20 protein-coding genes and 1 tRNA gene are annotated in these 18,157 nt (G+C 67.5%); 12 read left to right on the top strand and 9 right to left on the bottom strand.

The annotated features are described in order from the left end of the window. Positions 1–72: 72 nt before the first annotated feature. The 6 genes from RMCN_RS09820 to RMCN_RS09845 all read left to right on the top strand — a co-directional run bounded on the left by RMCN_RS09820 (position 73) and on the right by RMCN_RS09845 (position 4,585). Positions 73–594: a tRNA adenosine deaminase-associated protein gene (locus tag RMCN_RS09820; RefSeq protein WP_064416059.1), complete on the top strand. Its 522-nt coding sequence runs from the start codon at positions 73–75 to the stop codon at positions 592–594. Between the two features lie 9 nt (positions 595–603). Beyond that, positions 604–1,056 carry a nucleoside deaminase gene (locus RMCN_RS09825; RefSeq protein ID WP_067388831.1) on the top strand — a complete coding sequence of 151 codons (453 nt, stop codon included), beginning with the start codon at positions 604–606 and terminating at the stop codon, positions 1,054–1,056. Positions 1,057–1,193: 137 nt separating this feature from the next. Beyond that, positions 1,194–1,284, top strand: a tRNA-Ser gene (locus tag RMCN_RS09830). Positions 1,285–1,368: 84 nt separating this feature from the next. Next, positions 1,369–2,580 carry a PP2C family protein-serine/threonine phosphatase gene (locus tag RMCN_RS09835; protein ID WP_110765799.1) on the top strand — a complete coding sequence of 404 codons (1,212 nt, stop codon included), beginning with the start codon at positions 1,369–1,371 and terminating at the stop codon, positions 2,578–2,580. Beyond that, positions 2,577–4,148, top strand: a complete 1,572-nt coding sequence (locus RMCN_RS09840; RefSeq protein ID WP_067388674.1) for a sensor histidine kinase — start codon at positions 2,577–2,579, stop codon at positions 4,146–4,148. Before RMCN_RS09835 ends, RMCN_RS09840 begins: the two co-directional genes overlap by 4 nt. Beyond that, positions 4,145–4,585: a response regulator gene (locus RMCN_RS09845; RefSeq protein ID WP_064394836.1), complete on the top strand. Its 441-nt coding sequence runs from the start codon at positions 4,145–4,147 to the stop codon at positions 4,583–4,585. Before RMCN_RS09840 ends, RMCN_RS09845 begins: the two co-directional genes overlap by 4 nt. Here RMCN_RS09845 and RMCN_RS09850 read toward each other — a convergent pair. Both RMCN_RS09850 and RMCN_RS09855 read right to left on the bottom strand, forming a co-directional pair. Further along, the gene (locus RMCN_RS09850) at positions 4,558–5,052 is read right to left on the bottom strand and encodes an ATP-binding protein (RefSeq protein ID WP_308206403.1); all 495 of its coding nucleotides are present in this window, start codon (positions 5,050–5,052) and stop codon (positions 4,558–4,560) included. The two genes, RMCN_RS09845 and RMCN_RS09850, sit on opposite strands and share 28 nt — an antisense overlap. Positions 5,053–5,162: 110 nt before the next feature. Continuing rightward, the gene (locus tag RMCN_RS09855; protein WP_064416055.1) at positions 5,163–5,534 is read right to left on the bottom strand and encodes a hypothetical protein; all 372 of its coding nucleotides are present in this window, start codon (positions 5,532–5,534) and stop codon (positions 5,163–5,165) included. Positions 5,535–5,591: 57 nt separating this feature from the next. On the opposite strand from RMCN_RS09855, the gene RMCN_RS09860 reads away from it, so the two are divergent. Continuing rightward, complete coding sequence (locus tag RMCN_RS09860) at positions 5,592–5,930, top strand: DUF732 domain-containing protein (protein WP_067388676.1); 339 nt, start codon at positions 5,592–5,594, stop codon at positions 5,928–5,930. A 54-nt stretch (positions 5,931–5,984) separates the two neighbouring features. Here RMCN_RS09860 and RMCN_RS09865 read toward each other — a convergent pair whose 3' ends face one another. Beyond that, on the bottom strand, positions 5,985–6,449 hold the full coding sequence (locus tag RMCN_RS09865) for a lipoprotein LpqH (protein ID WP_064416053.1): 465 nt from the start codon (positions 6,447–6,449) through the stop codon (positions 5,985–5,987). A gap of 118 nt (positions 6,450–6,567) precedes the next feature. Continuing rightward, positions 6,568–7,026, bottom strand: a complete 459-nt coding sequence (locus RMCN_RS09870) for a lipoprotein LpqH (RefSeq protein WP_067388678.1) — start codon at positions 7,024–7,026, stop codon at positions 6,568–6,570. Positions 7,027–7,043: 17 nt separating this feature from the next. Between RMCN_RS09870 and tgt the strand changes: the two genes are divergently transcribed. From tgt to RMCN_RS09885, 3 genes are all read left to right on the top strand, one after another. Then, a complete protein-coding gene (gene tgt, locus RMCN_RS09875) occupies positions 7,044–8,321 on the top strand; it encodes a tRNA guanosine(34) transglycosylase Tgt (RefSeq protein WP_234787627.1) in 1,278 nt (425 codons plus the stop codon). An 88-nt stretch (positions 8,322–8,409) separates the two neighbouring features. Continuing rightward, positions 8,410–9,615 (top strand): saccharopine dehydrogenase family protein, encoded by a 1,206-nt coding sequence (locus tag RMCN_RS09880; protein ID WP_067388681.1) that lies wholly within the window; start codon positions 8,410–8,412, stop codon positions 9,613–9,615. A 78-nt stretch (positions 9,616–9,693) separates the two neighbouring features. Further along, positions 9,694–11,010: an acetyl-CoA hydrolase/transferase family protein gene (locus RMCN_RS09885; RefSeq protein WP_064416050.1), complete on the top strand. Its 1,317-nt coding sequence runs from the start codon at positions 9,694–9,696 to the stop codon at positions 11,008–11,010. 82 nt (positions 11,011–11,092) lie between these two features. Here the strand turns inward: RMCN_RS09885 and gluQRS are convergent, their stop codons facing one another. Continuing rightward, positions 11,093–11,962, bottom strand: a complete 870-nt coding sequence (gluQRS, locus tag RMCN_RS09890; protein WP_084377308.1) for a tRNA glutamyl-Q(34) synthetase GluQRS — start codon at positions 11,960–11,962, stop codon at positions 11,093–11,095. Between the two features lie 24 nt (positions 11,963–11,986). Then, positions 11,987–12,355 carry a hypothetical protein gene (locus tag RMCN_RS09895; RefSeq protein ID WP_064416048.1) on the bottom strand — a complete coding sequence of 123 codons (369 nt, stop codon included), beginning with the start codon at positions 12,353–12,355 and terminating at the stop codon, positions 11,987–11,989. Between the two features lie 222 nt (positions 12,356–12,577). Between RMCN_RS09895 and RMCN_RS09900 the strand changes: the two genes are divergently transcribed. Continuing rightward, positions 12,578–13,975, top strand: a complete 1,398-nt coding sequence (locus RMCN_RS09900) for an MFS transporter (RefSeq protein WP_064416047.1) — start codon at positions 12,578–12,580, stop codon at positions 13,973–13,975. 1 nt (position 13,976) lies between these two features. On the opposite strand, the gene RMCN_RS09905 is transcribed toward RMCN_RS09900, so the two are convergent. Beyond that, positions 13,977–15,257, bottom strand: coding sequence for an aspartate aminotransferase family protein (locus RMCN_RS09905; protein WP_067388685.1), 1,281 nt, complete (start codon positions 15,255–15,257; stop codon positions 13,977–13,979). 58 nt (positions 15,258–15,315) lie between these two features. Here RMCN_RS09905 and RMCN_RS09910 point away from each other — a divergent pair, with 58 nt between their 5' ends. Then, entirely contained in the window at positions 15,316–16,776 is a 1,461-nt protein-coding gene (locus RMCN_RS09910; protein WP_067388687.1) for an NAD-dependent succinate-semialdehyde dehydrogenase, read from the top strand. Between the two features lie 3 nt (positions 16,777–16,779). Here RMCN_RS09910 and RMCN_RS09915 read toward each other — a convergent pair whose 3' ends face one another. Then, positions 16,780–17,439 (bottom strand): GntR family transcriptional regulator, encoded by a 660-nt coding sequence (locus tag RMCN_RS09915; protein WP_067388841.1) that lies wholly within the window; start codon positions 17,437–17,439, stop codon positions 16,780–16,782. Then, positions 17,436–18,155, bottom strand: a complete 720-nt coding sequence (locus RMCN_RS09920; RefSeq protein ID WP_201028814.1) for a maleate cis-trans isomerase family protein — start codon at positions 18,153–18,155, stop codon at positions 17,436–17,438. The genes RMCN_RS09915 and RMCN_RS09920 overlap by 4 nt, the downstream gene beginning before the upstream one ends. Between the last annotated feature and the right edge of the window lie 2 nt (positions 18,156–18,157).

Raw genomic sequence — 18,157 nt, forward strand, 5'->3', positions numbered from 1 at the left:
GGGTGAGGACATGCAGAAGGGCATGGAAAAGGGCATGGTAAAGGGCATGGTCGGCGACTACCGTAGGCCGACATGGGAGCACAGCGTGCACAAGCGCGGGAGCAGTCCACGGACACTCCCGACGGCTTCGGCGTCGCTGTCGTCCGTGAGGACGGCAAGTGGCGATGCGCGCCGATGCGCAAGGCTGCCCTGACCAGCCTCACCGACGCCGAGCGGGAGCTGCGCGAAATCCGTAGTGCGGGAGCGGTGTTCGGGCTGCTCGACATCGACGACGAGTTCTTCGTCATCGTGCGGCCCGCCCCCTCGGGCGCACGGCTGTTTTTGTCGGATGCCACCGCCGCGTTGGACTACGACATCGCCGCGGAGGCGTTGGAGATGCTCGACGCCGACATCGAGCCCGAGGAACTCGAGGAGGCCGAACCGTTCGAGGAGGGCGATTTGGGTCTGCTCTCCGACATCGGACTGCCCGAGGCCGTGCTCGGCGTGATTCTCGACGAATCCGACCTCTACGCCGACGAACAGCTCGGCCGCATCGCCCGCGAGATGGGCTTCGCCGACGAGTTGTCGGCGGTACTCGACCGTTTGGGTCGGTGATTGCGCACGATCCCCGATGACGAGTCGCTCATCCGCGCCGCCCTCGCGGCCGCCGGCACCGCCGGTCCGCGTGACGTGCCGATCGGTGCGGTCGTCGTCGCGGCCGACGGCACCGAACTCGCCCGCGCCGCCAATGCGCGCGAAGCCCTCGGCGACCCCACCGCGCACGCCGAGATCCTTGCGATCCGGGCCGCCGCGGCGGTGCTCGGCGACGGCTGGCGGTTGGAGGGGACCACGCTGGCGGTCACCGTCGAACCCTGCACGATGTGTGCGGGCGCGTTGGTGATGGCGCGCGTGGCGCGGGTGGTGTTCGGCGCGTGGGAACCCAAGACGGGGGCCGTCGGGTCGCTGTGGGATGTGGTGCGCGACAGGCGCCTGACACATCGCCCACAGGTGCGCGGCGGCGTGCTGACCGACGAATGCGCGGCGCCGCTGGAGGCCTTCTTCTCCCGGCAGCGCTGACGTTTGTTCCTTCGCGAGACGTACAACCGGGTCGCGGTCGACCGAAGTTCACGACCCTGGTGTAACTCTCGCGAACAGAAGACGCTCGCCCCGCAGCGATTGGAGTAGACCGGTGTGTGCCCGGTAAGCTGCCACACGGTGGCGTGTCCGAGCGGCCTAAGGAGCACGCCTCGAAAGCGTGTGACGGGTAACCCCCGTCCGAGGGTTCAAATCCCTCCGCCACCGCCACATCGATTCGGGCACTATTGTCAGGATCTGTCACTGAAGCAGAGGTCGAGGCGACCGCGGTGACCAAACCGAGAGAATTGGTATATGCGCGCGCTTCATGACCAGGACCCCTCGGCCTCGGCCGGTGGTGGCGCCGCGCTACGCCCTTTTTCGGTGCTGCTCGTCGAGGACGACCGTGCCGACGCCATCCTGGTCGAGGAGTTGATCGCCGACGCCGACGCCCACATCGACGTGATATGGGCGCCGTCCATGGAGGACGCCGAACAGCATCTGGAGGTCTCCCGGCCCGACTGCGTGCTGCTGGATTTGAACCTTCCGGACGCCGACGGCATCAAGGCGCTCGACCGCGTGGCCAGGCGTGACATCACCATGCCGATCGTCGTGTTGACCGGCCTCAATGACGAGCACTTCGGCATCTCGGCCGTCGCCGCCGGCGCCCAGGACTATCTCGTCAAGGGCCGTGTCGAACCCGAGACGCTGCGTCGTGCGCTGCTCTACGCGGTGGAACGCAAACGCGCGGAGCTGACGTCGGTGGAACTGCACGCCAGCGAGCTGCGCGCCATGGAGAACGCTCGCCTCGAGCGTGGCCTGCTGCCGTCGCCGCTGCTGCTGGAACAACCCGGAATCGACATCGTCGCCGAGTACCGGCCCAGCCGGCAGCACGCCCTGCTCGGCGGCGACTTCTACGACTTCGTGCAGACGCCCGACCGCACACTGCACGTGATGGTCGGTGACGTGGCCGGGCACGGACCCGACGAGGCAGCGCTCGGCGTGGCCTTGCGCATCGGCTGGCGGGCGCTGACGTTCGCCGGGTTGCGGGGCAACGAACGCATGCGCCAACTGGAACGGATCCTGAGCACCGAACGGCCGGGATCGAGCATCTTCGCGACGGTGATCAGCGTGGCGATGTCCACGGACACCCTCAGCTTCAACGTCGTATCCGCCGGTCATCCCGGCATGCTGCTGCACGGAAAGAACACCGTGGAGTGGCTGGAACCCAGGGTCGGCCCCGCGCTCGGCCTGTACGGCCACGAGTGGCCGCTGAACCTCTTCGAACTGCCGCCCGGGTACGGCCTGGTGCTGCTGACCGACGGATTGTTCGAGGGTCGGTCCGGCCGCGGAACCGAACGTCTCGGCGAGGCGGGTCTGCTCGAAGTGGCCAGGGGCTACGCGCACCTGCCGGGCCGCGAGTTCGTCAGCGCCCTGATCGACGACGTCGAGCGCCGCGCGCAGTCCGTGGGAGGTATCAGCGACGACATCGCGGTGGTGCGGGTGGAGCGGACGATCACCGGATGAGGGGTCGCCTCACCGTCCAAGGGTGGCAGAACCTCGTGCTGTCCTTGATGGGCGTGGTCGTCATCGGCGGCGCGATCGTCGGCGCGCTGCTGTTGAACCGGACCGACGAAGTGTCGCGCGAGCTGAACCTCGGCATCCAGCCCGCCCGCGTGGCGGCCTATCAGCTGCAGGCGGCCCTGCGGGACCAGGAGACGGCCGTCCGCGGCTATGCGATCGCCGCCGATCTCCAATTCCTCGACCCCTACTTCGAGGGCCAGCAGGTCCAAAACGAGGCGGCGCGCCAGATCCGCGACGGGATCGGCCACCGGGAGAAGCTCCTCAGCGACCTGGAGGCGATCGAGAACGCCGCGGCGGACTGGCGCTCGACGTACGCCGACCCGCTGATCGCCTCGGTGACACCCGGGGTTCCGAAGGTTTTGGACGCCGCCACCGCCGAGCGGGGAAAAGAGGGGTTCGACGAACTGCGCGTGCTGTTCGACAACCAGAATCGCGATCTGGCGCAGGCCCGCCAGGACGCGGTCAACGAGCTCGCCTCTGTGCAGACCTGGCGAGACACGCTGTTGATCGCGATCATCGTGGCGTTCTTCGTCGCGGGCATCGTGCTGGCGGTGCTGGTGCGCAAGGCGGTCACGCGGCCACTGGAGCGGCTGGCTGCGGCGTGCCGCAGGATCACCGAGGGCAACTTCGACGAGAAGATCTCGGTGAGCGGCCCGCGCGACATTCAGGCGATCGCCTCGGACGTGGAGGACATGCGCCAACGCATCGTCGACGAACTTGCCGCGTCGCGGTCGGCCAGGGAGCAACTCGGCGAGCAGGCCCTGGAACTGCAACGGTCGAACGCCGAACTCGAACAGTTCGCCTACGTGGCGTCACACGACCTGCAGGAACCGCTGCGCAAGGTGGCTTCGTTCTGCCAGCTGATCGAGAAGCGTTACGGCGACAAGCTCGACGAGCGCGGCGTCGAGTACATCCGCTTCGCCGTCGACGGCGCCAAGCGCATGCAGGTGCTGATCAACGACCTGCTCACGTTCTCCCGCGTCGGCAGGCTCAGCGCGACCGAAACCGACGTCGACCTCGATGCCGTGCTGACCGACGCGATCGACAACCTGGCCGCCTCGATCGAGGAATCCGGCGCCGAGGTGGTCCGCACCGGAGAGCCGCTGCCCACCGTCAAGGGCGACCCGACCCTGCTGACGATGCTGTGGCAGAACCTGATCGGCAACGCGGTGAAGTTCCGCAGACCCGACGCCGCACCGCGAATCGTCATCGACTGCGCGGTCGGTGAGGGCACGCGCGAGGGCGCGTGGCTTTTCACGGTCACCGACAACGGCATCGGCATACCCGAGGAGTTCGCCGAGAAGGTGTTCGTGATCTTTCAGCGGCTGCACGGCCGCGAGGTCTACACCGGGACGGGGATCGGCCTCGCACTGTGCAAGAAGATCGTCGAACACCACGGCGGTAACATCTGGATCGACACCGGCCACGCCGAGGGCACCAGGTTCCGCTTCACCATTCCCTGCGTCGTCGACGACCCCGTCGAGGCCGAAATGGAAGGATCAACTGCATGACACTGGACGGCCGGGCGATCGACGTGCTGCTCGTCGAGGACGACCCGGGTGACGAACTGATCACCCGAGAAGCGTTCGAGCACAACAAGATCAAGAACACCCTGCACGTCGCGCACGACGGCGAGGAGGGTCTCGACTTCCTCTACCGCCGGGGCAAATACGCCGACGCGCCGCGCCCCGACCTGATCCTGCTCGATTTGAACCTGCCGAAATACGACGGCAGGCAGTTGCTCGAGCAGATCAAGTCCGACGCAGAACTCAGCCACATCCCCGTGGTGGTGCTCACCACTTCGTCGGCAGAGGAAGACATCCTGCGCAGCTACAAACTGCACGCCAACGCGTATGTCACCAAGCCCGTCGATCTGGATCAGTTCATGAACGCCGTCCGCCAGATCGACGAGTTCTTCGTTCAGGTGGTTCGGCTACCCAATTCCTGACCGCGGTCCCCGGCATTCACGTCGAAGTCGATGCGCACCGTGGTGCCCGACGTCGATCGCCTGACCTCCACACCGTCACCCACCGCGCGGATGATCGGCAGCCCGCGCCCGCGGGTCGTCGGCTCCGTGCTCGGGGTTCGCCACTGGCCCTGATCGGAGATACAGACCACGATCCGCCCGTCCTTGACGGTTGCTTCGACCACCATCACCCCGTCGGGGCAGTTCTGATAGGCATGCTCGACGCAGTTGGTAGCGGCCTCGTTGACCGCGAGCACGATATCGGCACCCACGTCGTCGGGCACACCGATCGGTTCCATCCACCCGACCAAACTGCGACGAATCTGTGCCAGTCGATCCGCAGTGGCCGGGACCTCGATCCTCAGAGGGTCTGCCGGCCGCAGACGCACATCGATCACCACGCCCGTGGTTGTACCCCGCTTGCCCCCATTCCTCACGCATCCACACACACGCGTTGGGTCTCAAAACAATAGCGAGGCGCAGATCACACCCCGAGCACGGCAGGCTGCCCCAAACTGGTGACGCCGCCGAGACTTTCGCCGACAGCGCGTGCCGAGCGTCAGCCGTAGAAGATCACCTGGTAGTCGGGCGTCCACGCGCCGCCTTTGCAGCTCAGCGGAATGCCGTCGGGGGTCTGGGCCATCCCGGTCGCGTCACCGCATGGAAGACGGTTGGTGCGGACGCCGATCAGCGGGGGCGACGAGACCCAGGTGCTGCGCGAGTTGCACGCCAGAGTGTTGCCCGAGGCGTCGATCCCGAAGTTGTACCGGGTGTTCTGCACGCAGTGCGTGCCCTCCACCGCGCTGCGATCCACGTACGGAACACAATCGGCGCCGTCGCAGTAGCCGGGGGACGCCGGCGCGTTCGCGGCGGTCATCAGCGGTGCGGCGACGAATCCGCATGCGAGCGCAGCTGCAGCCATGAGCCTCATAGGTGGCTAGCCTAAGTGCCCCGCATCGACGGTGGGCACGGAATAAGCTCTTCAGCCATGAAGCAGGTGATGGTTACGCTGGTCGCCGCCGCGGGTGCGGCTGCGATGATCTCCGCTCCGGCGGCCAACGCCGACGCGGTCGCATACCTGGTCAACGTGCATGTGCGACCGGGATACAACTTCCCCAACGCCGACGCCGCCATCGGCTACGGCAGGACGATCTGCGACCGGGTGGCGGGCAAGATGAGCTACGGCCAGCTGGTGGACCAGGTGACCGCCGACTTCCACACGACCGACAAGTATCAGGGCGCCTACCTGATCAACCAGGCGGTCAACGAACTGTGCCCGGCGCAGATCTGGCAGTTGCGGCAGTCGGCCGCCGGTTACACCGGATGAAAAACGGCGACGCCCCTGTCGGGACGCCGCCTTCACTCGCGCTCGATGAGATGCCTACGGGCAGGTGACCTCGATCTCGAAAGGCTTGTTGACCGGCTGCAACGGGTTGGCCATGTCGACGCCCGTCGCGGTGCCGCTGATCTTGTACGTCTTGCCGTCCTTTTCGGCCTTGGCCTCGCCCTGGCCCGCGCCGCTCTGGTAGCCGAGCGTCACGCCGTTGACATTGCCCAGGCCGACCGACTGCACCGTCGGTTCGTCGCCGGAGCTGACGACGGCGCCGATGCCCGTGGTGGCGTCGCCGATCGCGATGTTGGTGTTTCCGCCCATGTCGCTGCACACCACGGTGCCCTGGACGGCCTGATCCTGACCGTCGATCGTGACGGTGGTCTTACCCTCCGCCGACGCGGCCGTCGATGTCTCACCCGAAGTTTCGGACTTCTTCTCACCCGAGGAGCAGCCGGATAGTCCGGCGATCACGATCGCCGCGCCGCCGATGGCGACCAGGAAACCACGCTTCACCCTGTTCTCCTTTGTGTGTGTGACCCGTCAAGATCGGATCATCAGAAAGCAGTATGGTTCGCGGCAAACCCGCCAACAGCGTTTCGGGCAAAAATTGATCATCGGCCGCAAGGCCTGCTCAGCAGGACACCCGAATGCTGAAGGTGCCCGAAGCGCGGAAACTGGGGTTGTCGGTGTTGAAGCCGTCGGCTGTCCCAGAGATGTCGTAGGTCCGGCCCGTCATCGAGATCTCGGCAATGTCCGCCGCCTCGGCCGTGTCGCCCACCCCGGCCGTGTAGCTGCCGGTGAAGCCGCCGACGTTGTTGATCCCGACCGATTCGACGGCCAAATCGTCCTTGTTCGAGACCATCGCGGTGACCCCGGACGTCTGGTCACCGGTGGTGATCGTGGTGAGGTAGCCCGTGGTGTCGCACTGCACCGTGTCGGTGGTGCCCGTGTCGTTGCCGTTGACCGTGATCTGCGCCGTGCCCGCGACCAGTTCGCCCTTCGGCGGCGCGTAATCCGGGGGACTCGAACATGCGGCCGGCGCCAGCACGATCGCGGCCGCACAGCACGTCAGCACCCACCGATTTGTCACAGTGCAGAATCTACGGCGTGGCCGTGCCGAAATCTGCAGCTCCGAAAGAGTCGCCGGCCCCGTTTTTCAGCGTGACGGCCGAACTACCCGGCAGGGCCGGCCGCACCGGCGTCATCCGCACCCCGCACGGTCAGATCCGCACCCCGGCGTTCATTCCCGTCGGCACCCAGGCGACCGTCAAGGCGGTGCTACCGGAGACCATGAAACAGCTTGGCGCCCAAGCGCTCCTGGCCAACGCCTATCACTTGTATCTGCAGCCGGGCCCCGACATCGTCGACGAGGCCGGCGGATTGTCGGCGTTCATGAACTGGCCGGGTCCGACGTTCACCGACAGCGGCGGCTTCCAGGTGTTGTCGCTGGGCGCGGGCTTTCGCAAAGTGCTCGCGATGGACGCCGAGCGCATCCAGGCCGACGACATCATCGCCGAAGGCAAGGAGCGACTGGCCAACGTCGACGACGACGGGGTGACGTTCCGATCGCACCTGGACGGGTCCACCCACCGGTTCACCCCCGAGGTGTCGATCGGTATCCAGCACCAGCTCGGCGCCGACATCATCTTCGCTTTCGACGAGTTGACCACGCTGGTCAACACCCGCGGGTACCAGGAGCGCTCGGTGCAGCGGACCCACGACTGGGCGGTGCGCTGCCTGGTCGAGCACCGGCGGCTGCGGGCCGAGCGACCGGACAAGCTCGAACAGGCGTTGTTCGGGATCGTGCAGGGCGCCCAGTACGAGGACCTGCGTAGGCAGGCCGCCCGCGGCCTGGTCACGATCGGCGCACAAGCCGGGCCCGCCGAGGGCCTCGAATTCGACGGGTACGGCATCGGCGGCGCGCTGGAGAAGCAGAACCTGGCCACCATCGTCGGGTGGGTGGTCGACGAGCTGCCCGTCGACAAACCCCGTCACCTCCTGGGCATCAGCGAGCCCGACGATCTGTTCGACGCGATCGCCGCGGGTGCCGACACGTTCGACTGCGTCTCCCCGTCGCGGGTGGCCCGCAACGCCGCGGTGTACTCGACGACCGGCCGCTTCAACATCACCAATGCTCGGTTCCGTCGGGATTTCGCCCCGATCGACGCCGAGTGCGACTGCTACACCTGCGCCCACTACACCCGGGCCTACATTCATCACCTGTTCAAGGCCAAGGAGATCCTGTCGGCGACGCTGTGCACCATCCACAACGAGCGGTTCGTGGTTCGGCTGGTCGACCGCATCCGCGCGGCCATCGAAACGGGTGAGTTCGACGAGTTGCGCGCCGACGTGCTGGGCCGGTACTACGCGACACGAACGCCCTGACACTCATGGCGCGAACGTGGGTTACCCGCACGCTGTCGGGTGTCGGAGCGTGCATCAAGGCCACTCTCGGCGGGATAGCGTCTAGCGCATGCGGATTCTGCTGATCGGCGCCGGCGGAGTGGGCGCGGCCTTCTGCTCGATCGCGACGCGACGCGACTTCTTCGGCACGCTCGTCGTCGCCGACTACGACGAGGACCGGGCCCGGCAGGCCGCCGACGCGGTGGGCGATGCGCGGTTCGTCTCCGCGCGGGTCGACGCCACCTCCGCCGACGCCGTCGCCGACCTGGTTCGCACCCACCGGATCACCCATGTGATGAACGCGGTCGATCCGCGATTCGTGATGCCGATCTTCGACGGCGCGCTGGCCGGCGGCGCCGATTACCTCGACTTGGCGATGAGCCTGTCGCGGCGCCACCCGGAGCAGCCGTACGCGCTCACCGGGGTCAAGCTGGGCGACGAGCAGTTCGCCGCAGAGGAGCGCTGGCGCGACGCCGGCCGGCTGGCGTTGGTGGGCATCGGTGTCGAGCCTGGGCTGTCGGACGTGTTCGCGCGCTACGCCGCCGACCACCTGTTCGCCGAGATCGATGAGCTCGGTACCCGCGACGGGTCGAACCTGACCGTCGACGGTTACGACTTCGCGCCGTCGTTCTCGATCTGGACCACCATCGAGGAGTGTCTCAACCCTCCGGTGATCTGGGAGGCCGACCGGGGTTGGTTCACCACCGAACCCTTCAGCGAGCCAGAGGTTTTCGACTTTCCCGACGGTATCGGCCCGGTCGAGTGCGTGAACGTCGAGCACGAAGAGGTGCTGCTGATGCCGCGCTGGGTCAAATGCAAACGCGCGACATTCAAGTACGGGCTCGGAAACGAATTCATCGACGTGCTCAAGACCCTGCACAAGCTCGGGCTCGACCGCACCGAGAAGGTGACGGTCGGGGGAGTCGAGGTGAGCCCCCGCGACGTGGTGGCGGCATGCCTGCCCAATCCCGCCACGCTCGGGCCGAAGATGCGTGGAAAGACCTGCGCTGGGCTGTGGGTGACGGGAACCGGCAAGGACGGCAACCCCCGCTCGACCTACCTGTACCACGTCGTCGACAACGAATGGTCGATGGCCGAATACGGGCATCAGTGCGTGGTCTGGCAGACGGCGATCAATCCGGTTGTCGCACTTGAGCTTCTGGCCAACGGCACCTGGAGCGGCAGCGGTGTGCTGGGCCCGGAGGCCTTCGATGCGGTGCCGTTCCTGGACCTGTTGAGGGCCTACGGCTCGCCGTGGGCCCATAAAGAGTTGTAGCGCGAACGTGGGTTACCCGCACGCGTCGAGGCCGGTGAGTGTGTGTCGATCCCACACTCGGCGCGGTAGGTTCTCGCCATGCCGATCGAGCTCACCGCCGTGCAGGCCGCCGCGCGACTCGCGACCGACGACACATTGGGCATACCGCTGGGTCCGGGCCAACCGCCGGCGTTCCTGCGCGCGCTGGGCGAACGCGACGACTGGACGAACCTTCGCGTCTACGGGGCGCTGCTGGCGGTCGGCACCGAGCTGTTCGCCCGCCCCGGCGTGCGCTATCTGTCGGGTTTCTACGGTCCGCTCGAACGGGCCCTGCGGGACTCAGACGCCGATGTCGAGTTCGCGCCGGCGGACTTTCGCCGCTTCGGCCCGCTGCTCGAACGCCAGTCTCCGCGGGTGATGACGACCGTCGCCACACCGCCGGACGCCGACGGCTGGTGCTCGCTGGCCCTGCACGCCGGTGGCACGGTCAACGAATTGCACCGCGCCGGAGCCGATCCCGATCGCTGGCTGATCGTCGAGACATCCTCGGCCTACCCGCGCACGTTCGGGCTCGGCGACGAGCACCGGCACGCGTTGCACGTCGACGAGATCGACATCCTCGTGCACTCGGCCGACGCGCCGCTCTCACTTCCGGGCGCGGCCCCCACCCAGGCCGATGTCGCGATCGCGCGGCACGCCGTCGCCTTCATCCGGCCCGGCGCGACGTTGCAGACGGGAATCGGTTCGATCCCCAGCCAGATCGCGGCGTTGCTGGCCGAGGGCGACGGCGGCGAATACGGTTTGCACAGCGAGATGTTCACCGACGGCTGTATGCAACTGCATCGTGCGGGCAAGGTCACCAACACCGGCAAGGGCATCTACGACGGCGTGAGCGTGACGACGTTCGCGTTCGGCTCGGCGGATCTGTACACCTGGCTCGACGGCAACCACGACGTCGCGTTCCTGCCGGTGGAGATCGTCAACGCACCCGAGGTGATCGCCGCCAACCACGAGATGGTGTCCATCAACGGCGCGCTCGCGATCGACATCGGCGGTCAGGTCGTCGCCGACACCATCGACGGCAACCAGTTCAGCGGTGTCGGCGGTGCAGAGGATTTCGTCGCCGGCACCGGTCTCGAATTGTCGGACCGCTCGCTGATCTGTCTGCCGTCGACGTATGAGAAGAACGGACAACTGCATTCGCGGATCGTGCCGTGGTTCGGGCCTGGCGCGGTGATCACCACGCCGCGACACCATGTCGACGTGATCGTCACCGAGTACGGCGCCGCGGAGCTAGAGGGCGCGACCGTCCGCGAACGCGGTGAGGCGCTCGCCGCGATCGCGCATCCGCAGTTCCGCGACGACCTTCTCGCGGCGGCCGAACGTGTGTCCAAGGGACGCTCGCCCGTCGCCTGATGTCCTTCCTTCCCGCGAGCGACCGCGTCTGCCCGCGACACGCCGCGCAGCGCCGTACATAAGCGGTCCCCTCGCACAGGATCTAGTCGGGCCGATAGATCCACGGTGTCCGCGGAAGCGCGGCCGGATCGAACTCGGCGAGCATGCCCTCGACGTCCCGAGCCCGCCAGCCCAACGATTCGCTGATCTGGGCGAGCGCCCGCGGCACGCCGATCTCGGCCAGCGTCACCGCCCCGTCGCGTTTGGCCAACCGGGCGCCGTCCGCGTTGAGCACCAGCGCAACGTGGGCGTACACCGGCTCGGCGTATCCGAGCATCCGCGCCAGATACGCCTGCCGCGGCGACGAGGGCAGCAGGTCGTCTCCCCGCACCACCTGGTCGACGCCCTGTGCCGCGTCGTCGACAACGACCGCGAGGTTGTAAGCAGGCACCCCGTCTCCGCGGCGCACTACGAAGTCGTCGACGATGCCGGTGTAGTCGCCGTGCAGCACATCGTGGACGGTGTGCACGATCGCGTCGGTGCGCAACCGCAGCGCGGGCGGGCGCCCTGTTTCGGCCCGCCGCGTGGCGCGCTCGTCGTCGGTGAGGTCGCGGCACGTGCCCGGGTAGGCCCCCTGCGGTGCATGCGGTGCGCGCGGAGCCTGCGCGATATCCCTTCGGCTGCAATAACATTCGTAGAGCAGGTCACGGCCTTTCAATCCTGCGATCGCGGCGTCGTAACGCGAGCGGTGTTCGGACTGCCACTCCACGACGTCCCACGTCACCCCGATCGTCGCCAAATCGGAAAGTTGGCGCCGCCCGACATCGGCGAACGTGCGGTCGTCGAGGTCGTCGACGCGCATGACAAACCGACGGCCGGTGGAGCGGGCGAACAACCAGGCGAGGATTGCGGTGCGCAGGTTTCCGATGTGCAGGTCCGCCGAGGGGCTCGGGGCGAACCTGCCGGCGGTCACCCGTGCAATGTAGCTACTGGGTAGCTACTGGCGCTCCCACGGCGGGTCGTCGCCCATCTTCCTGTAGTACTTGGCGAGGTGGCTTTTCACCCGGTCGATGTCGTCCTTCGGCAGATCGATACCGCCACGGGCGCCGTCCATGATCGCGCCCGCCGCCATCACCCCGCGGGGCACGACCTTCAGACTGTCGCCGATCACGTCGGCGATCAGCAGTTTGTAGGCGGTGAAGTTGTCCTTCTTGTCGCTGTCGTACCAGACGTGCGCATTGCGGTACTTCTCGTTCGGTTCGTCCTGCGCGTCGGCCCACTTGCGGACCCGTTTCTCGGCGGCGTCGCCGTCCCAGTCTCGGTCCCGCTCAGCCAGCGGTAGATCCTGAAATGCGGTTACGGACATGGCAGAGAAGTGCCCACCCGTCGGTCTCGTGAAACTGTTGCACAGATGCCAGCGTTACGGTTCGGTGACTTCCGACGCGAAGTGAGCGAACATCGGGTATCAACGGAAGGGTTCAGCATTGGACCATCAACAAGACAACGGCTAGGCCCTGCGGTGTCGATACACACTGAGCTTGCCGCATGAAACTGCACCGGGAGCCGCGTCGACGGACACGAGGGAACCATGGACGCCGAAGATCCCGCTCACTCCGCTGATCAGCATCATTCTTCCGTCGAGCAGGACCAACCGCCGGGCGTGGTGAAGAAGGCCATCGCGGCGTCGGCCATCGGCAATGCCACCGAATGGTTCGACTATGGTCTGTACGCCTACGGCGTCTCCTACATCTCGGCGGCGATCTTCCCCGGTGACGGCGCCACGGCGACGCTACTGGCGCTGATGACGTTCGCGGTGTCGTTCCTGGTCCGGCCCCTGGGCGGCTTCGTGTGGGGGCCGCTGGGCGACCGGCTGGGCCGGCGGCAGGTGCTGGCGGTCACGATCCTGCTGATGGCCGGCGCCACCTTCTGCGTCGGGCTGGTGCCCTCCTACGACACCATCGGAGTGTGGGCGCCGGTGCTGATGGTGGTGCTGCGCATGATCCAGGGCTTCTCCACCGGCGGCGAGTACGGCGGTGCGGCCACGTTCATGGCGGAGTACGCGCCGGCGCGCCGACGCGGACTGCTGGGCAGTTTTCTCGAGTTCGGCACGCTGGCAGGATTCTCTGCCGGTGCGCTGATGATGCTGGGGTTCTCGTTGGTGCTGGGCGACGACCAGATGAACACCTGGGGCTGGCGGTTGCCGTTCCTCATCGCCGCGCCCCTCGGGCTGATCGGCCTCTACCTGCGCACCCGGCTCGACGAGACACCGGTCTTCAAGGACCTCGAGCAGGAGGGCGAGCGGGAGAAGACCGTCTGGGCGGAGTTCAAGGACCTGATCGTCCGGTACTGGGGACCGATCCTGCGGCTGGGCGGTCTGGTCGTCGCGCTCAACGTCGTGAACTACACGCTGCTGAGTTACATGCCGACATATCTGGAGACCGCGATCGGGCTGTCCACCGACACGGCGCTGATCGTCCCGATCATCGGCATGCTCTCGATGATGGTGTTCCTGCCGTTCGCCGGCCTGGCCTCCGACAGGTTCGGGCGTAAGCCGTTGTGGTGGATCTCGCTGATTGGGTTGTTCGTCGGCGTCGTGCCGATGTTCATGTTGATGTCGACGAGCGTGCTCGGCGCCGTCATCGGTTACGCCGTGCTGGGCCTGCTCTACGTCCCGCAGCTGGCCACCATCTCGGCGACCTTCCCCGCGATGTTCCCCACTCAGGTGCGGTACGCGGGGTTCGCGATCGCCTACAACGTCTCGACGGCGCTCTTCGGGGGCACCGCCCCGGCGCTCAACGACTGGATGGTGGTCGAGACCGGCAACAACCTGATGCCCGCCTTCTACATGATGGCCGCGTGTGTCATCGGTGTGATTGCGTTGCTCAAAGTGCCAGAGACTGCGCGGTTCCCGATCAACGGGACGAAGATCCCCGGCACCCCGGAGGCGCCGCCGCAGTTGGACTACGAGCTCGAGCCCAGCCGCTGAGTCACAGGACGGCGTTCACCGCGTCGGACCAGATTCCCGCCGCCTGGTCGATCTGCTCCGCGGTCACGACGAGCGCCGGGATGAACCTGACGACCTGCCCCCAGGCGCCGCAGGTCAGCAGCAGCAGGCCGCGCCGGGCGGCCTCCTGCTGTACGGCCAGGGCAGTCGCCCCATCGGGTCTGCCTGCGGCGTCGCGGAATTCGGCGCCGAGCATCAGGCCGAGACCGCGCACGTCGGTGATCGCGTCGAACTTGTCGGCCACGGTTCGCAACGCCTCGCGCAGCTGCGCCCCGCGTTCGGCGGCGTTGTCGACCAGTCGCTCGTCGGCGATCACGTCGAGGGTGGCCACGGCGGCCGCGCACGCCACCGCGTTGGCGCCGTACGTCCCGCCCTGCGAACCCGGCCACGCCCGCTCCATCAGCGCCGCAGGCGCCGCGATGCCCGACAGCGGGAAGCCCGACGCGAGGCCCTTGGCGGTGATCAGGATGTCGGCGCGTACGCCCGAATCGCCGAAGAAGTGCTGACTGCCCCAGAACCGGCCGGTGCGCCCGAAGCCGGTCTGCACCTCATCGACGACCAGCAGGATGCCGTGGGCGTCGGCGCGTTCGCGCAACCCGGCAAAGAACCGCTCGTTGGCGGGCACGTAGCCGCCCTCGCCGAGCACGGGTTCGACGAAGAACGCGGCGGTGTCGGCGGGTGCGCTGATCGTCTGCAGGAGGTAATCCAGTTGGGCCAGTGCGAAATCGGTGGCCTGCTCGACCGGCCAGCCGAAGTGGCCGGGGTCCGGGAAAGGCGCCACGTGCACCCCCGCCATCAACGGGGCGAAGCCCGAGCGGAATTTGGTGCCCGAGGTGGTCATCGAGGCCGCGGCGACGGTGCGGCCGTGGAAGCCTCCGTGGAAGACGATGACGTTGGGGCGGGCGGTGGCCTGGCGGGAAAGCCGCAGCGCCGCTTCCACCGCTTCGCTTCCGGAGTTGGCGAAGAACAACCGGTCGAGCCCGGCCGGCAACACCTCTCCCAGCCGTTCCACCAGGGTGAGCAGCGGCCGGTGCATGACGGTCGTGTACTGGCCGTGGATCAGCGTGGCGACCTGGCGCTGCGCGGCCTCCACCACCCGTGGATGACAGTGTCCGGTGCTGGTCACCCCGATGCCCGCGGTGAAGTCGAGGTAGGGCCGGTCCTGCTCGTCGTAGAGCATCACCCCATCGCCACGGGCGGCGACGACGCCGGTCGCCTGTTTGAGAATCGCGGAGAGCTGCGGGGCTTCAGAGGCCGGGTTCATGCCATGATCGTCAGCGGTGCGCTGTAGATTGTCAACAATCCGACCAGAGGAGGCGTGGGTGGATCGCGAGCGGCACGTGATCGAGGCGGTGGACAAGCGACTCTTCGTCGACGGCAAGTGGATCGACGCCAGCCAACGGCGCACTTTCGACGTCATCGACCCGGCGACGGGGCGGACGCTGTGCGCGGTCGCCGACGCCACCCCCGCTGACGCGCGCACCGCACTCGATGCGGCGGTCGCGGCCCAGCGCGAGTTCGCGGCGACACCGCCGCGGGCCCGCGCCGACATGTTGATGGCCGCATTCGAATTGCTGCACGCGCGCGTCGACGACCTCGCGCTGTTGATGACACTGGAGATGGGCAAACCTCTCGCCGAGGCGCGCGGCGAAATCGCCTATGCCGCAGAGTTCTTCCGTCATTTCGCCGAGGAGGCCACCCGAATCGACGGCGGCTATCAGACCGCACCCGCCGGTGGTGCCCGCTTCCTCATCACCCGCCAGCCCGTCGGGCCCTGTCTGCTGATCACCCCGTGGAACTTTCCGATGGCGATGGGCACCCGCAAGCTGGGACCCGCGATCGCCGCCGGGTGCACCAGCGTGGTCAAACCGGCGCACCAGACGCCGCTGACGATGTTGGCGCTGATGGGAATCCTCGACGAGGCGGGTGTGCCCGCCGGCGCCGTCAACTGCATCACCGCGATGGACGCCAACGCGGTCATGGAACCGCTCATCCGCTCGGGACTCGCGCGCAAGCTGTCGTTCACCGGGTCGACCCGGGTGGGCCGGATCCTGCTCGAGCAGTGCGCGGACAAGGTGTTGCGGACCTCGATGGAACTCGGCGGCAACGCCCCGTTTATCGTGTTCGCCGACGCCGATCTCGACGAGGCGGTCGACGGGGCGATGGCCGCCAAGATGCGCAACATGGGAGAGGCGTGCACGGCGGCGAACCGAATCTTCGTGCACACCTCGGTGATCGACGAGTTCGGACGCCGGTTGGCCGAGCGAATGGCGGCCTTGACTGTGGGCCGGGGCACCGAGGACGGCGTCAACGTCGGTCCGCTGGTCGACTCCGCGGCACTGCACAAGGTGCAGGCTCTGGTCGACGACGCGGTCGGTCGCGGCGCGCGCGTGTTGACGGGCGGTGCGGCGGTCTCGGGCGACGGTTACTTCTACTCGCCGACCGTGCTGACCGGTGTGCCACGCGACGCGCGGATGTCGGGCGAGGAGATCTTCGGGCCGGTCGCGCCGCTGACCCCGTTCGAGACCGAGGACGACGTCGTCGCCGCGGCCAACGACACCGAATACGGTTTGGTGGCTTACGTTTTCACCAATGATCTGCGCCGGGCCCTGCGGGTCGCCGAAGCGCTGGAGACCGGCATGGTGGGGTTGAACCAGGGCATCGTGTCCAACCCCGCGGCACCGTTCGGCGGGGTCAAACAATCCGGGCTCGGCCGCGAAGGCGGTTCGGTGGGCATCGACGAGTTCCTGGAAACCAAGTACGTCGGCATCGCCCTCGCGTGAGGTTCAGGCGCCGCGCGACACCCGCTCGACCAGCCGGTCGACCGCGTCCTCCATATGAGCGATCAGCAGCTTGTCCGACAGCTGCACATCACCGGCCCTGATCGCGCTGGCCAACGCATGGTGTTCGACGACCCGGTCGTTGGGGTTGTCGTAGGTGTCGGCCAGCGCGTGCACACACATCCGCGTCTCCACGAGATACGTCTGGTGCATCCGCGACAGCCGCTCGCTGCCCGCGAGTTCGACAAGGAGTTCGTGGAACCGGATGTCGGCCTCGCTGCCCTCCTCGACGTCGGTGGCCGCGGCCATCTCCTCGACGATCGCCAGCAGCTCGTCGCCTGCGGTCACGTAGTCGCCCTGCAGAATCCGTCGGGTAGCGGCGCGTTCGATGGCCTCGCGCGCGAGGTACATGTCGGAGGCCACCTCGGGCGTCATGTCGATCACGAACACCCCGCGGTTGCGGATCGCGATCAGCAGACCCTCCTGGGTCAGCCGCTGCATCCCCTCGCGCAGTGGTCCGCGGCTGACACCCAGTCTGCGGGCCAGGTCGGCCTCGATCAGCTGGGTGCCCGGGGCCAGCTCGCCGTGCGCGATCGCCTGCCGGAGCTTGTCGGCGACGATGCTCGGCGTGGACTCCTGCTCCACCGGCGCGAGGAACCCGGTCACCGGCACTCCTCGAACAGCCGGCCCAGGCCCGCGAGCGCGGGCACGGTTCCGGCGAGTTGCAGGCCCTTCCACACCGTCACCTGGTTGGCGGTCAGCACCGGTTTGCCGACCGCGGCTTCGAGGCGGTCAACGATAGCCAGGGTGTGCATCGCGGTGTCGGGAACCAATACCGCCTCCGCGTCAGGGTGATCGGCCGCGGTGACCATCTGCTCCACCCGCTGCGGCTTCAGCGTCCCGACTTCTGCGGCGGTGATGATGCCTTGGCTGCCCATCGCCACCACCTCGATGCCGTCGGCGGCCAGGAACCGCACGAAGTGCTCGGCGACGTCGTGCGGGTACGACGCGGCCACGGCGACGCGCCGGATGCCGAGGTGGCGCAGCGCGTCGACGAACGCGATCGAGGTCGATGACGCCGGAACACCTGCAGCCGCAGCGACTTTCGCGGCCTGTTGGCGCGCGCCCTCGGGACCGAACACGAAGCTTCCCGACGTGCACGCCCACATCACCGCCTGCGGGCGCGCCTCGGCGAGCCGGCGCACACCGTCGGCCAGTCGCTCGTGGCCACCGAGATCCAGCAGCGCGTCGACCCGGTGCGCGTCCTCCCCGACCGATGTGATGACCACGGGCAGACGCAGCTCACCGTCGATCCTGCCCTCGAGGGCGGGGAAGTCGTCCTCGGCGCTGTGCCCCGGATAGAGCAGTCCTACGGTCGCCATGA

This window comes from Mycolicibacterium novocastrense (genome assembly GCF_001570485.1).
GTDB lineage: Bacteria > Actinomycetota > Actinomycetes > Mycobacteriales > Mycobacteriaceae > Mycobacterium > Mycobacterium novocastrense.